This window comes from Microcoleus sp. AT8-A3 (assembly GCF_036705675.1).
Taxonomy (GTDB): Bacteria; Cyanobacteriota; Cyanobacteriia; order Cyanobacteriales; family Microcoleaceae; genus Microcoleus.
Genome location: NZ_JAUBVD010000018.1, coordinates 1 through 14,389 on the forward strand (window position 1 = coordinate 1; position 14,389 = coordinate 14,389).

Here is a 14,389-nt window from a genome sequence, read left to right on the forward strand (position 1 = left end):
GCCCGTCCAAAAAGGACGGGCGGGACGCCCATCCCACAATAACAATTAAAATTGTAAGTTATTTAATTCGCGATCCTAAGTATGCGTTCCCAGCCAGAGTCTGGGAACGAGAAAAAACGATTTTTCTCGTTTTGTAGGAGTGCGAGTCCCCCTCGCTTGTTTGCCTATATATCAAGTTGGTAACGTGTAGATTGCACATTCCGCGCTAAGGTGCGATCGGAATTCTGATAGCAAATTCCGTGCCCTTGCCCAATTCCGAATTACAATATAATTCGCCTTTGTGTCTTTCTACAATAATTTGATAGCTAATTGACAAACCCATTCCCGTGCCTTTGCCAATGGGCTTGGTAGTAAAAAATGTATCGAATATCTGCTGTTTGACTTCCTCAGTTATTCCAGGGCCGTTGTCGGCAATTTTAATTTCTACAAAATTGCCGACAACTTCCGTACCAATCATAATCTGGCTGGGATTTTCTAGCATTTCTCGACAAGTTTGCCTACTGTTGGCATCTTCTAAAGCATCGATCGCATTGCTGAGGATATTCATAAAAACTTGATTGATCGGCCCAGCGAAACACTCAACGGTTGGCAATTTTCCGTAGTGTTTTACAATTTGAATTGGCTGCTTTTCTCCGTTCCCTTTCAAACGGTGATTGAGAATTAACAGCGTGCTGTCGATACCTTCGTGGAGGTTAACGGGTTTCATCTGTGAATCGTCATGCCGCGAAAAGTTCCGCAGCGACTGCACAATCTGGCAAATGCGATCGACACCAACGCTCATTGAAGATAGTATTTTAGGTAAATCTTCAGCTAAAAAATCTAGATCATTTTTTTCTCTTTGCTCTTGAATTTCTGCGACTGGATTAGGATAGTGTTGTTGATAGAGTTCGAGGTGATCGAACAAGTCTTGAGTATAATTGGTCAGATGAGCGAGATTGCCGTAAATGAAGCTGACTGGGTTGTTAATTTCGTGAGCGACGCCGGCAAGTAGCAATCCCAAACTAGACATTTTTTCGCTTTGAACTAATTGGGAATTAGTGGCTTTTAGTTGCTCCAGTGTGGCTGCTAGTTGAGCTGCTTGTTCTCGGCTTTGTGCTTCGGAATTATGCAAGGCTTCTTCGGCTTGTTTGCGCTCCGTGATGTCTCTCTGTACGCCAATAAAATGAGTTAATTGGCCCATTCGATCGCGCACGGGAGATATGGAGAAACAATTCCAGAAAGCGGTTCCGTCTTTGCGGTAATTCTTTAATATTACCTTGCATTCGCTTTCTGCTTGCAAGGCTTGGCGAATTATTTCTACTGCCGCCGGATCCGTATCGCTTCCGTGCAAAAATCGGCCGTTTTTTCCGATAATTTCCTGCCGCCGATAACCTGTCATGCTTTCAAATGCGGGATTGCAATAAATAATTGGATTTTCGGGGTCAGTGGCGTCAGAAATCGTAACTCCGGTGCTAGTAGCTGCGATAGCTCGATCGTACAACCAAAGCATTTCTTCTGCGCGCTTGCGATCGGTAATGTCCCGCAGCGTAGCTAAATAAGCCATTTCTCCGTCCCATTCCGTTTCCACCACCCGCATTTCTACTACAGCATTTGCTTTTTGCTTGCGAATAGCTTCAACTTCTGTTTGCACGACGCGAGTTCCTGGTGCTTCTGTTTTTCCAACTTGGGGAATAATATCCGTCGCCATCTCAAGGTCACAAGCGGAAACTTCTACTACTAAATTGCCAAAAAATGCTTGCCCTAAAAGTTCATCTGCGGTGCAGTTAAACAGCGCTTCTGCTGACTGGTTGGCAAAACAGACAAGTCCTAGCTTGTTAACGATTGCGATGCCGTCGGCATTTTTTTCGATCACATTCCTAAACCGAGATTCGCTAGCTTTCAAATCCTGCTTTAGCTGTTCCATTGCTCGCTCCATCTGCTGCAATTCGCACAAACTAACACTATAAGCTTCGGAAATATTGGTCTCTGGTGAATTCTGGATTCTTTTTTTTGAAATCTGTTGGTAGCCTGTTCTATTAGTCAGATTGGGAGCAGTTTGTTTATGATTCCTGCTAATATTACTGAGCTTATTTTCTGGATCTGCTTCTTGAAAAAACATATGTTAACCCTACCAAATTATTGTTTAGATTAATGTGTGGCGATCGCCCTATTTTTCGGGAAATTTAGGGAGAGAGCAATTTACACCCGATGCTAGCACATTACTTTTAGAATTCATCATAAAACATCGTTAAAATTCAAGAGCGATCGCCCTATAATTATCTATTAAGTTTTATTAAGTAATTTCAACAACATTGACACTTACGTAGCGACACGAACTGTGGAAGCTGGATATGGCTTCAATCCCCCTCGCACTCACAAAATAATCAGTTCCACGCGCAAGTTCTAGATATCTAGAAACCACTGGTCAGTATAAAATATTATATAAATTTGACAAAAAATATGGTCACAAATAAGCGAACTCATCTTTGATTATTAAAAATAATCATAATTAGCCATGACCAAATCATCTCCCTGCGGGCCGATTTGGTATAGAATATAACCTATCTATTTTTGCGATCGCAACTTCAAACCAATGGCACGTCTAGCACTTCTGAGCACATCCAATAAAACCGGACTAATCGACTTAGCGCGCAGTCTAGTAGAAGAATTTGAATTTGACATAATTAGTAGTGGCGGGACAGCAACGGCTCTCAAAGAAGCAGGCATCCCAGTCACCAAAGTTGCAGAATATACTGGTTCCCCCGAAATTTTGGGAGGGCGAGTCAAAACACTTCACCCACGAATCCACGGTGGCATTTTAGCACGCCGCGACGTACCGGAAGACCTCGCAGATTTAACCGCAAATCAAATTCGGGCGATCGATCTAGTTGTAGTCAATCTGTATCCCTTTGAAGAGACAATTTCTAAACCAGGAGTTACTCTAGCAGACGCAATTGAGCAGATAGATATCGGCGGGCCGGCAATGTTGAGAGCTTCCGCCAAAAACCATGCTCATTTGACAGTTTTGTGCGACCCAGAACAGTACAATACTTATTTAAAAGAACTGCGGGAAAATGGTGGCGAAGCATCCTTAGAGTTTCGGCAAAAATGCGCTCTAGAAACCTTTAAACATACAGCCAACTACGATCGCGCGATCGCAACTTATCTCAGCAGCAGCCAATCCGCTGAAAAATCTTCGCTACCAGACGAGTTTAATTTATCAGGAAAAGAGTTGCAAACTCTCCGCTACGGCGAAAATCCCCATCAAGCCGCCACCTGGTATCAAAGCGGAACTACACCGACAGGCTGGACGACTAGCACCATCCTGCAAGGCAAAGAATTAAGCTACAATAATTTAGTAGATTTAGAAGCAGCAAGGCGGCTAATCGTAGAATTCCCCGACACACCTGCCGCCGCTATTCTGAAGCACACAAATCCTTGCGGTACAGCCTTGGGAACAACTATTTCTGAAGCTTATCAAAAAGCCTTCGACACCGATTCAGTCTCAGCTTTCGGCGGAATTGTCGCCCTCAATCGCCCGATTGATGCTGCTACCGCAACGGCGTTAACTCAAACATTTTTAGAATGTATTGTCGCGCCGGGGTGCGAGCCAGAAGCAGAAGAAATTATCAAAAAAAAGGCGAAAGTTCGAGTATTAATTTTGCCAGATTTGACTCAAGGGCCGCCACAAACTGTTAAAGTTATTGCAGGCGGTTTGCTGGTGCAAGACTCAGATAATATAGTAGAAGAAACTAGCAAATGGCGGGTTGTTACTGAGAAACAGCCGACGGCGGGAGAGTTGGAAGAATTGCTGTTTGCTTGGAAAGTAGCGAAACACGTCAAATCTAATGCGATCGTTGTGACGCGCGATCGCACTACAATCGGTGTCGGCGCCGGACAAATGAATCGCGTGGGTTCGGTTAAACTAGCATTGGAACAAGCAGGAGAAAAGAGCAAAGGAGCGATTTTGGCTAGCGACGGTTTCTTCCCCTTCGACGATTCCGTAAAAACGGCGGCTGAGGCGGGCATAATTGCGATCGTCCAACCAGGAGGAAGTATGCGCGATCGAGATTCCATTGAAGCCGCCAACCAACTCGGAATCACAATGGTTTTCACTGATATCCGCCACTTCTTGCATTAGGAATAAGACCTAAAGCAATTTTCAATTGTGTGCCATATTGTAGGGATACAATAGTGTTTATTGGTCTTAACTTAAGTCGGAAATTATTTGTATCTCTGGTTTTACTCTAAGTCTCGATCCCCCTAAATCCCCCTTAAGAAGGGGGACTTTGAGAAGAATCCTTTCCCGTCTTAAGACGGGAGACTTTGACACTCTTGTCTCCCCCTTAACAAGGGGAACTTTTACACTCTTGTCCCCCCCTTTTTAAGGGGGGTTAGGGGGGATCGGGAAGGCTATGACACCAATCAACACTGTTATGTCGTACCAAATTCCCAGTTGCGTCCTTCAAAAATTATGACTAGCACAATTCAACCGCAAATTAAACCCCAAGACATAAAAGTCAAAATCCTGCTCACCGGGGGACATCAATGCACCGTCACCCTCAAATCTGATACACCATTATTGCACAGCCTGATCAAAACATTAGTCGATCGCACCCAACAAACACTGGGTTTTTCGCCCTTATTTCAAATCCCCATAGACGACGGGCGTTCCGCCCTTTCTTTTCCCGGCGAACACCTAGTCGGATTAGTCACAGAACCCCCAATTTACTTGCAGCAACTGCAACCGCAGCAGCCTGCAACTCCTGTAGAAATTCCCGCCGAAATTCCCGCCGAAATTCCCGCCCCTGCGCCGCCTGTAAATGACGACTTAATATCTCGCTACGCCCAAATAGACAACTTTTTGACCCCTGCCGAAAAAAACAAACTCCTTAAATATGTCTTAGCAAAAGAATCAGAATTTGTGACAACCAGCACCTCAACTAATGCCGAAGACTACCGCCGTTCGATGGTACTCCACTCGTTCCCCGAATTTTCCGAACTGATGGTTAATCGCATCAAAGCAATTCTCCCCGACGTGCTGCAAAAATTAAATATTCCCTCATTTCCGCTTGGTGAAATAGAAGCTCAGTTAACCATGCACAATGACAACAACTTTTATAAGCTTCACAACGACAGCGGCTCTCCAGATACCGCCACCCGGTTTTTCACTTACGTTTACTATTTCTATCGAGAACCCAAAGCTTTTTCAGGTGGCGAATTGCAAATTTACGACAGCAAAATTGAGAACAATTTTTATGTTGCAGACAAGACATTCAGAACTGTTGAACCTCGCAATAACAGCATAGTATTTTTTCTGAGTCGCTATATGCACGAAGTTTTGCGAGTTAGCTGTCCCTCAAAAGCTTTTGCTGATAGCCGATTTACTATTAACGGCTGGGTACGTAAAGCAAATTGAGGTTAATATCATGTCGGGTCGAGCTACCGCGATTTTTGTAGGGGCGGGTTCCACCAACCATAATCGCCAATAATTGACAATCTCAAAAACCCGCCCCGACCGGGATATTATGGTTAATCGATCGGACATGATATAATTCATTGTCCGGGACGCACTAATCACCTAATTATGTCATTCTGAGTGAAGCGAAGAATCTCAAATTATTGCCACACCATTACAATGGGTAAGTCCCGATATCTGATACCAATTTCATAAAGTTATGCTACATAGAAAGTTTTACTCCCCCCCTTAATAAGGGGGGGTTGGGGGGGTAGATATGTAGCGCTATTTTATGAATTTGGTAGGAGATTCTTCACTTCCCAAAGCCTACCCTCAGAATGACAGAATTATCTTACTCAAAACTATTTCATTCTTACTCCAGTGCTCCAGCACTTTTGAGCAATTTTACCACACTGGAATAACCCTTAAACTCAGCCAGCATTAAAGCTGTATAATTTCCCGGATTTTTGTGGTTTAGTTCTGAACCAGCATCAATTAAAATCTTTACTGCATCAGGATAACCCCGATGTGCGGCCCACATTAAAGCAGTTGCGCCCGAATCATCCAGCACGTTGACATCGGCACCTTTTTCGACTAATAATTGGACGATCGCCATATAACCGCGATCGCACGCCTTCATTAAAGCCGTTTTCCCCAAATCCGCCGGGACATTCGGATCAGCACCGCCCTCAAGCAAAGCCTTCACAGTCTCGGTATGTCCGTGAAACGCAGCCAGCGTCAAAGCCGTCTCCCCAAAGTTTTTCGCATTCAGAAACTCATCCCGATTTGAGTTTACTTTTTGCAGCAAAGCCGATACGATCGCACTGTGGCCGTGAACAGCCGCCACCAGTAAAGGCGTATCGCCCAACCTATTTCTAGCACCGACACTAGCACCTCGGTTTAAGAGCAATTCCACCACATCTTCGCAGCCTTCAACCACCGCAAAATTCAAAGCAGTTTCATCATCTTTATCCTTAGCGTTGATATCCGCGCCAGCATCGAGTAAGATATGGGCGATCGGCGCATTTCCCCCAGCAGCAGCCGCCATCAAAGCCGTGCCCCCATCTCCATTTTTTACATTCGCATTAGCACCCGCACCAAGCAAAGTTTGCACCACATCAGTATTGCCAGAATCCGCAGCCAAAGTTAAAGCAGTTTCTCCGTTTTTGTCGGGAATTTCGACATCAGCACCAGCAGCCAACAGCGCCTCGACAACAGCCAAATTTCCCGCCGTCGCAGCCAGCATCAAAGCAGTTTTGCTCTCTAGATTTTTAACATTAGCATCCGCCCCACACTTGAGCAAAATTCGCACAATTTCAGCGCTACCTTGACGGACAGCTAAAAACAGCATAGAATTCTCAGCAACCGCACCCGCATCCACCAAAGCTTTGACAACAGCTTCGTGACCCGATAAAGCAGCTATTTTCAGAGCAGAATCTCCATCTTTATCTCGGACATTTACATCAGCATTAGCATCAAGTAACATCCGCACAACATTGATATCTCCTTTGAGAGAAGCCGCCATCAAAGCCGTACTTCCATCATCATTTTTAGCATTAACATCAGCACCCGCCGCCAGCAACAGTCGCACAGAGTCAGCCTGTTTGTGAGCCGCCGCCAGCATCAAAGCCGTTAGCCCAAAACGCCTGCTCACCTGGTTGACATTAGCGTCATTGTTTAGTAAACTACGCACGATTTCTGTATAGCCCTTTTGGGCAGCAAACATCAAAGCCGTCGTCCCCTCAGAGTCTTTGGCGTTAGCGTTAACACCCTTAGCGAGTAAAGCTTGGACGTGAATAATGTTGCCAGTCTTGGCGGCTTGAATCAATACAGCGTCTTGTTTAGTGGCAGCCATAATAGTCTCTCATACCGTATATTTTTACCGTCGCACGAGACGGCCTGACTGGTATGCTAAGTTTTATGAAGTATGTTTGCTAATCCTCAGAACACCATGAATCTCGAAATTCCTCAGTCAGTGAAAGTTTGGAGCCAATTCTTCCACCCAGTTTTAATGTGGGTACTGCTGGCCATCTCATTTTATGCTTTGTATCTCGGCTTGCAAATCCGCCGTACCAGAAGTGCGGAAGGCGAAGTCAAAAAAGAGTTAATTAAGGGTAAATTCAACATCAAGCATCACCAGATGGGTTCTTTGCTGCTAGCCTTGATGGTAACGGGTGCAGTCGGCGGAATGGCCGTCACCTACATCAACAACGGCAAACTATTTGTCGGCCCGCACTTGCTAGCAGGGTTGGGAATGACGGCAATAATTGCGATCGCAGCATCGCTGACTCCTTTGATGCAAAAAGGCAATGATTTGGCCAGAAACACTCACATCTTTCTGAATATTGTGCTCTTGGGGCTGTTTGGCTGGCAAGCGGTATCAGGCGTAGAAATCCTGCAAAGAATTATCAGCAAAATGTGATAATTTGAGTAAAATTGCTAATTGCTAATTGCTTTGGGGCGATTAGCGATTAGCAAGTAAATTATCTTATTTTAGTAGTTTAATAGCCCAAATTTTTTTGATATTTTAATATATTAAAATTAAATTTATCAAAAATTTATAAAATTAATTAGGTAATTTTTTGAATCCACAATAAGAAAACACCTGCTATTAAACCTGATAAAACGCTTTGTCTACCCAACAATAATCACGGCTATTTCATTATAAATAATTCCGGTTCTTCTTTACTTAGTATGCCAAACTAATAATTAAAATGCCAAGTAAGCAAACATCTATTTTTGTAGCTTGCAAAATTTATAAAGCGATAGGCAGAACGTTTTATTAACTTAAGCTTTTTGTTAATACCTTCAACAATACCACTTGTTGTCCTATTATCAAAGTAAGCAATTATCTCGTCAAACCAATTAGTAAGAGTCTTAACAGTATCTGGAAAATATTGTTGAGTTCTTTCCTGGCAGATACCAATTCTCAACAATGCCCTCAACCAATTTGTTTTTTTTACTCAAATATTTGTCGGAAATTTTCTTGTAATTTATGCCTTTCTGCAAGATTGGGACACATATTTTTAACCTCAATTTATTTGACTGATTTAGCTATTGATTTAGCATACCAAGTAAGGAAGAACCGTTTTTCATTTCTGACTCAAGTGAATTAGAATCAGACATCGATTTAAAAGTAAATTAGAATAGTTAAAGAGAAAAATCAGTTGTAAGTTGATCTCTGTAGGAGTAAAGATTGTAATCTTAAAATTTTTTCCTTATAACCGATAACTCATCAACTTATTTATTTTTGATTCCTAAGATACAAGGGGCGGGTTTCACCAACAATATTTGCCTAAAATCCATAATTTCGTAAACCCGCCCCCACCCAACGGTAAATCGCAATCTACCTATTTCAAGGTACAAAGGGCGGGTTTACAACATTTTGGGTTTTTAAATCAAAATCTTGGCGAATCCGCCCCTACGGGCTTAATACAGCGTATTCCAGGTTTATGAAGTACACCGCGCTCTCACGGGGTTTCTTTACAGTTCTCGCCTCATTACTGATTCTGTTGCTCGAAACCCGGTCGATCGCGATCTACATCTACATGGAATAAGCTGTAAATTATGGGAAATTAAACAATCTCGATCGACCCACACCTACCAACTAAGGCAAATCAGTGCTCCCCATCAGATAAAGGTCGCACTCCCGGGCCACGCCCCGCCCTTCGTTAATCGCCCAAACCACCAAACTTTGTCCCCGGCGACAATCACCAGCCGCGAAAACTCCCGGAATGCTGGTTGTATATTTTTCGTGCTCGGCTTTCACGTTGCTGCGGGCGTCACGTTCCAATCCCAAGTCATCCAGCAAGGGCTGTTCCGGGCCGAGGAAGCCCATCGCTAACAAAACAAGCTGTGCCGGCAACACTTTTTCGGTGCCGGGGATGTGGTTCGGAATAAACTGCCCTTTCTCGTTTTTCGCCCACTCCACCTCAACGGTGTGCACAGCTTTGACATTGCCGTTTTCGTCGCCCTCGAACTTTGTCGCCGTGGTGAGATAGCCGCGGGGGTCATCGCCGAATTTGGCTGCGGCTTCTTCTTGGCCGTAGTCGAGACGGTAGACTTTTGGCCATTCAGGCCAGGGATTGTTGGCCGCGCGTTCCGAGGGCGGTTTGGGCAGGATTTCTAGCTGTACGAGGCTTTTGCAGCCGTGGCGGATGGAGGTGCCCACGCAGTCGGTGCCGGTGTCGCCACCGCCGATGATCACGATATCTTTGCCTTCGGCGGAGATGAAGTTGCCGTTGGTGCTCTTGTCGAGAACTGCTTTGGTGTTCGCAGTCAGGAAGTCCATTGCGAAGTGGATGCCTTTTAATTCCCGGCCGGGGATGCCCAAGTCGCGGGGTTTTGTCGCGCCGGTACAGAGCACAACGGAGTCGTATTCTTTTAGCAGTTGTTCTGCTGGTAAGTCTTTGCCGACTTCGGTGTTGCAGACGAATGTCACGCCTTCGTCTTCGAGGACTTTCAGGCGGCGCATTACGACTTGTTCTTTGTCTAGCTTCATGTTGGGGATGCCATACATTAGCAGGCCGCCTGGTCGATCGGCTCTTTCGTATACTGTTACCCAATGACCGGCTTTATTTAGTTGCGCGGCGGCGGACAAACCGGCGGGCCCGGAACCGATGACGGCGATTTTTTTGCCGGTGCGTTTGGCGGGTGGTTCGGCGGCAATCCAGCCTTCATCCCAGCCTTTATCGATAATCGAGGCTTCGATGTTTTTAATCGTCACCGGCGGATTGTTGATGCCGAGCACGCAAGCGCCTTCGCAGGGGGCGGGACAGACGCGGCCGGTGAATTCAGGGAAGTTGTTGGTTTTGTGGAGTCTGTCAAGGGCTTCTTTCCACAGTCCGCGATATACTAGGTCGTTCCATTCCGGGATGAGGTTGTTAATCGGGCAGCCGCTTGCCATGCCGCTGATAATTGTCCCCGTGTGGCAAAACGGAATGCCGCAATCCATGCAGCGCGCTCCTTGGCTGCGGAGTTTGTCCTCATCCATCGGTAGGTGAAATTCGTCCCAGTTGTGGACTCTCTCGACTGGTGAGAGTTCGGAGGGCAGTTCGCGCAAGAATTCGATAAAGCCTGTTGGTTTTCCCATAGTGGTGTTCTGGTTAGAATTTACTATTCTGTCCGTTTCTCAAAGGTGAAGCTGGCGGGCTTCTGAATTAACTATTGTGATCTAAATTGTGTGCGATCGCACCTCAGATTGAGCAATTTGTACATGAAATCTTTAATATCGCCGGGAGTCGGGGAATTGTCGGCAGCGGTAAAATATAGATATATCGACAGCAAAGAAACCGGGTTTTTTACGGGAATTAAAGGTTTTAAAGGTTTTGATGCAGTATTTTCGTCCATCAAACCCGGTTTCTACGTAATTTCAGCATGGCTTATTCTGGGACGATCGCATTTACGGCTACAGCCACATCTGAAAACCCTCGCGGGTTAACTCAGACGGCCCGCCAGCGTCAACTTCCAAGCGCCGTCCCCATCAGGATGGCTCGAAATACAATACAAAAAGTTACAGACCTTGCAAAATATTAATTTCAGGATATACTACTGTAAATCGGTCAGATATATGGAGTTAATACCATCAACTCCTAAAATAGGTACACAAAGTCATGAGCATTACAATTGAGAACGTATCGAAACACTTCGGCTCCTTCCACGCGATTGACAACGTGAGTTTGAAAATAAAAAACGGCTCTCTAGTCGCGCTTTTAGGGCCTTCCGGTTCGGGGAAATCGACTCTGCTGAGGATGATTGCTGGACTAGAACCGCCGGACACGGGTCATATTTACCTGATCGGCGAGGATGCTACCCACCAGTCGGTGCAGGAACGGAATATTGGTTTTGTGTTTCAGCACTATGCTTTGTTCAAACACATGACTATTCGGAAAAATATTGCTTTTGCGATGGAAATTCGCAAAGTTCCTAAAGACTCTATTCGCAGGCGGGTTGATGAACTTTTGGATTTAGTTCAGTTGAAAGGTTTGGGCGATCGCTATCCTTCGCAACTTTCCGGCGGCCAGCGGCAGCGGGTGGCTTTAGCCAGATCTCTAGCAGTTCAACCGAAAGTGCTGCTGCTAGACGAACCTTTTGGAGCATTAGATGCTAAAGTTCGCAAAGAATTGCGATCGTGGCTGCACAACCTTCACAAAGAAGTTAACATCACCACAGTTTTTGTGACTCATGACCAAGAAGAAGCTATGGAAGTAGCCGATGAAATTGTGGTGATGAACCAAGGTAGAGTCGAACAAGTTGGCACTCCTGCTGAAATTTACGACAAACCGGCAACAGCTTTTGTGATGACTTTTATTGGGCCTGTCAATGTGTTGCCCAATGCTGCGGGTTTGTTCGCGAGCAACGGTACAACGCCTCAAAATAGTGGAGCGGCTCATTGTGAATTAGTATTTTGGCGCCCCCATGACGTGGAAATTCAAACTAAGCCGGAGTCTGGTTTTGCATTAGCAAAAGTCAGCCGCATCATTCATGTAGGACGCGAAATTCAAACCCAGTTATTGTTAGAATCGGGTCAGGTAGTAACAGCTTACGTAAGTCGCGATCGCTTCGATTATCTACAGCTCAAGCAAGATCAGCAAGTTTACGTCAAGGCCAAACACGCGATGACTTTCCCTGCTTATTCAGCTTAAATCCGTGGCTGCATCTTACTCAAAATACTATCGAGGATCTCCTACAAAACACTGTTGCCACATCGTTACCAGGCTTGTGCCTGGTAATGCTGTCTTGTGGATATAAATCGGAGGAGCGGTTCTTCCTTCCGTAGGTCAAAAAAATATCAACTCCGGCTTTAAGTTCTCCCCCTTAGTAATAATTTCTTCAGCCGTGTATTTGGCCATGACTCCTTTTAATACTTCTTCAACCGCCGGATATATAATGCGAGCAATGACTTATTCTTCGTCATCTATTTGTTTAAAAATAGCTGGGACTTCTTCTAATAGAATGTGCCTGTTGAGCGCTACATATGTGAAAAAATCTTGCAAATATTTTGAGGAAGCTTCAGCGGAACTTTCCTGTTTTTCCACCCTGACGCTCAACTTTTTTACAGTATAAACTGTGGGGGTTATTACGTGATTTTCTTCTCCTACTAACTGTTATTGCACTTTACCAAACTGCATCAGCACGCCCAGTTCTCCGAGGTTGACAATGACAAGCAATTTGGACAAAATAGCTAAAAATACTATCGAGCTAGTTTAACAGCTATGTAAACATCCTTATTGTATTGCTTGACTTGATTTACTCAACGTTACTGGTAGATTATAAAAACATATTTTACCCCAACTATGGCACTTAATTATCTGCTCTATATTGACTTTATAGATATTTTATTTTCCGGTCATTAACAAGTATTCAAAATCCGCTGCAGCCAAAGGAGGACTAAACAAATATCCTTGCATTATATCGCACTTATAGCGCCAGAGAAAATCTTTTTCTGCTTCTGTTTCAACTCCTTCGGCAATTACCTCAAGACAGAGACTGTGCGCCATTTCAATAATAGCTTTCACAATCGCTGCATTTGTGCAACCATCGGTAATATTGCTGATAAAACATCGGTCTATTTTTAAAGTATCGAAGGGGTATTGCGTCAGATAGCTTAAAGAAGAATACCCAGTGCCGAAATCGTCAAGAGATATACAAACTCCCAAATTTTTCAAATGTTGCAAAGTCGCGATCGCACTTTCGGCATCCTCTACCATCAAACTTTCTGTCAGCTCTAATTCCAAACTGCTCGCTTCCAAACCAGTTTCTGCTAAAATTTGGGCAACTCTGCTGCTGAGATCCGGTTGGTGAAATTGGCGTGGCGACAGATTCACCGCTACCCGCAGCCCCGAAAAACCAGCATTTTGCCAAACTTGCATTTGCTTGCAAGCTGTCTGCAAAACCCACTCACCTAACTCTACAATGAAGCCAGTTTCTTCGGCATGGGGAATAAATTCTGCGGGCGAAATCAGCCCTTTTTCTGGATGTACCCAGCGCACTAAAGCTTCTGCGCTCATAATTTTACCAGTCTGGACATTGACCTGCGGCTGATAGTAAACTTGGAATTCTTCTCGTTCCAGTGCGTTGCACAAACGAGTTTTGATCTGCTCTAGTTTGTCGGCAGTCTTTTGGATAAATTCGCTGCTTTGCGATCGCAAAGTATTGTACTGTTCAGCAACAGCTTCTTGTTTTTTCAAGCGGCTCGATATCGCGCCCACAAGTTCAGCTTTACTAAAAGGTTTAGTCAGGTAATCATCTGCCCCCAATTCCATACCTTGCCGCATTTCAGAGCGATCGGCTTTACCGGTGAGAAAAACAAAAGGTACTGTAGCAGTAACAGGATTAGATCGCAAGGCCATCAGCACCCCATACCCGTCAAGTTCTGGCATCATCACGTCGCAAATAATCACGTCTGGAAGATTTGACACCGCCGCATATAAACCTTGCGATCCATTTTCTGCACCCGTCACGTCGAAACCTTCAGCTTTGAGGAGTTTGAGAATATTCTCCCGAATTACTTGCTCGTCCTCAATCACTAGAATCTTTTTCATACGTCATTCCCTGAAAGCGGTATAATTGATAGGCGTTACTGAACGCGATAAGCGTCCCAATAACTGAGAACGCACAGATCGATGGGCCCAACAGCCGAATATTTTCCGACACAAATAGCAAACACCTGAAAAACGCTAATTTTTCAAGCACAACTAGATTAATGTTTCTCTGCTTAGTCAGTGCCGTCCGTATTATTACGAGGTTAATTAATAATCTCTCAACTAATTCTAGGCGATCGATAGTTAGCAGCGCCTTAAATAACTGCTAAACTAATTGTGCCACCTGAACGATTGTCTGCAAACAATCTCAGCCTATTTATATCAGTTGCCAAAAACCATGCAACTGCAAGCAAGTTCCAAACCCTTGCGGAGTCAGTCTTTCCCCATTCTTCAATGTAAAATCTCAACT

General features: G+C 44.7%; 10 protein-coding genes. 5 read left to right on the forward strand and 5 right to left on the reverse strand.

Annotated elements, in window-relative coordinates; translation table 11 throughout:
* Nucleotides 1–205: 205 nt before the first annotated feature.
* Nucleotides 206–2,098: a PAS domain S-box protein gene (locus QUB51_RS13110; protein WP_333261965.1), complete on the reverse strand. Its 1,893-nt coding sequence runs from the start codon at nucleotides 2,096–2,098 to the stop codon at nucleotides 206–208.
* A 474-nt stretch (nucleotides 2,099–2,572) separates the two neighbouring features.
* On the opposite strand from QUB51_RS13110, the gene purH reads away from it, so the two are divergent.
* Both purH and QUB51_RS13120 read left to right on the forward strand, forming a co-directional pair.
* Nucleotides 2,573–4,120 carry a bifunctional phosphoribosylaminoimidazolecarboxamide formyltransferase/IMP cyclohydrolase gene (gene purH, locus QUB51_RS13115; protein ID WP_333054049.1) on the forward strand — a complete coding sequence of 516 codons (1,548 nt, stop codon included), beginning with the start codon at nucleotides 2,573–2,575 and terminating at the stop codon, nucleotides 4,118–4,120.
* A 333-nt stretch (nucleotides 4,121–4,453) separates the two neighbouring features.
* Nucleotides 4,454–5,398: a 2OG-Fe(II) oxygenase gene (locus tag QUB51_RS13120; RefSeq protein WP_333054048.1), complete on the forward strand. Its 945-nt coding sequence runs from the start codon at nucleotides 4,454–4,456 to the stop codon at nucleotides 5,396–5,398.
* A 412-nt stretch (nucleotides 5,399–5,810) separates the two neighbouring features.
* On the opposite strand, the gene QUB51_RS13125 is transcribed toward QUB51_RS13120, so the two are convergent.
* Nucleotides 5,811–7,292, reverse strand: coding sequence for an ankyrin repeat domain-containing protein (locus QUB51_RS13125; RefSeq protein ID WP_333054047.1), 1,482 nt, complete (start codon nucleotides 7,290–7,292; stop codon nucleotides 5,811–5,813).
* Nucleotides 7,293–7,388: 96 nt separating this feature from the next.
* Between QUB51_RS13125 and QUB51_RS13130 the strand changes: the two genes are divergently transcribed.
* On the forward strand, nucleotides 7,389–7,859 hold the full coding sequence (locus QUB51_RS13130) for a DUF4079 domain-containing protein (RefSeq protein WP_333054092.1): 471 nt from the start codon (nucleotides 7,389–7,391) through the stop codon (nucleotides 7,857–7,859).
* A gap of 280 nt (nucleotides 7,860–8,139) precedes the next feature.
* Here QUB51_RS13130 and QUB51_RS13135 read toward each other — a convergent pair whose 3' ends face one another.
* Together QUB51_RS13135 and gltD are read right to left on the reverse strand one after the other, a co-directional pair.
* Nucleotides 8,140–8,382 carry a transposase gene (locus QUB51_RS13135; RefSeq protein ID WP_333240593.1) on the reverse strand — a complete coding sequence of 81 codons (243 nt, stop codon included), beginning with the start codon at nucleotides 8,380–8,382 and terminating at the stop codon, nucleotides 8,140–8,142.
* Between the two features lie 662 nt (nucleotides 8,383–9,044).
* On the reverse strand, nucleotides 9,045–10,529 hold the full coding sequence (gene gltD, locus QUB51_RS13140; protein ID WP_333054045.1) for a glutamate synthase small subunit: 1,485 nt from the start codon (nucleotides 10,527–10,529) through the stop codon (nucleotides 9,045–9,047).
* 123 nt (nucleotides 10,530–10,652) lie between these two features.
* Here gltD and QUB51_RS13145 point away from each other — a divergent pair, with 123 nt between their 5' ends.
* Together QUB51_RS13145 and QUB51_RS13150 are read left to right on the forward strand one after the other, a co-directional pair.
* Nucleotides 10,653–10,877, forward strand: a complete 225-nt coding sequence (locus tag QUB51_RS13145; RefSeq protein ID WP_333054044.1) for a hypothetical protein — start codon at nucleotides 10,653–10,655, stop codon at nucleotides 10,875–10,877.
* A 172-nt stretch (nucleotides 10,878–11,049) separates the two neighbouring features.
* A complete protein-coding gene (locus tag QUB51_RS13150; RefSeq protein ID WP_333054043.1) occupies nucleotides 11,050–12,081 on the forward strand; it encodes a sulfate ABC transporter ATP-binding protein in 1,032 nt (343 codons plus the stop codon).
* 693 nt (nucleotides 12,082–12,774) lie between these two features.
* Here the strand turns inward: QUB51_RS13150 and QUB51_RS13155 are convergent.
* The gene (locus tag QUB51_RS13155; protein WP_333209458.1) at nucleotides 12,775–13,980 is read right to left on the reverse strand and encodes an EAL domain-containing response regulator; all 1,206 of its coding nucleotides are present in this window, start codon (nucleotides 13,978–13,980) and stop codon (nucleotides 12,775–12,777) included.
* Between the last annotated feature and the right edge of the window lie 409 nt (nucleotides 13,981–14,389).

Bases quoted from the DNA above. Each gene is read 5' to 3' on its own strand.
- QUB51_RS13125 (WP_333054047.1), bottom strand. From the start codon at position 7,292: ATGGCTGCCACTAAACAAGACGCTGTATTGATTCAAGCCGCCAAGACT.
- QUB51_RS13150 (WP_333054043.1), top strand. From the start codon at position 11,050: ATGAGCATTACAATTGAGAACGTATCGAAACACTTCGGCTCCTTCCAC.
- QUB51_RS13155 (WP_333209458.1), bottom strand. From the start codon at position 13,980: ATGAAAAAGATTCTAGTGATTGAGGACGAGCAAGTAATTCGGGAGAAT.
- purH (WP_333054049.1), top strand. From the start codon at position 2,573: ATGGCACGTCTAGCACTTCTGAGCACATCCAATAAAACCGGACTAATC.
- QUB51_RS13130 (WP_333054092.1), top strand. From the start codon at position 7,389: ATGAATCTCGAAATTCCTCAGTCAGTGAAAGTTTGGAGCCAATTCTTC.
- QUB51_RS13120 (WP_333054048.1), top strand. From the start codon at position 4,454: ATGACTAGCACAATTCAACCGCAAATTAAACCCCAAGACATAAAAGTC.
- QUB51_RS13110 (WP_333261965.1), bottom strand. From the start codon at position 2,098: ATGTTTTTTCAAGAAGCAGATCCAGAAAATAAGCTCAGTAATATTAGC.
- gltD (WP_333054045.1), bottom strand. From the start codon at position 10,529: ATGGGAAAACCAACAGGCTTTATCGAATTCTTGCGCGAACTGCCCTCC.
- QUB51_RS13145 (WP_333054044.1), top strand. From the start codon at position 10,653: ATGAAATCTTTAATATCGCCGGGAGTCGGGGAATTGTCGGCAGCGGTA.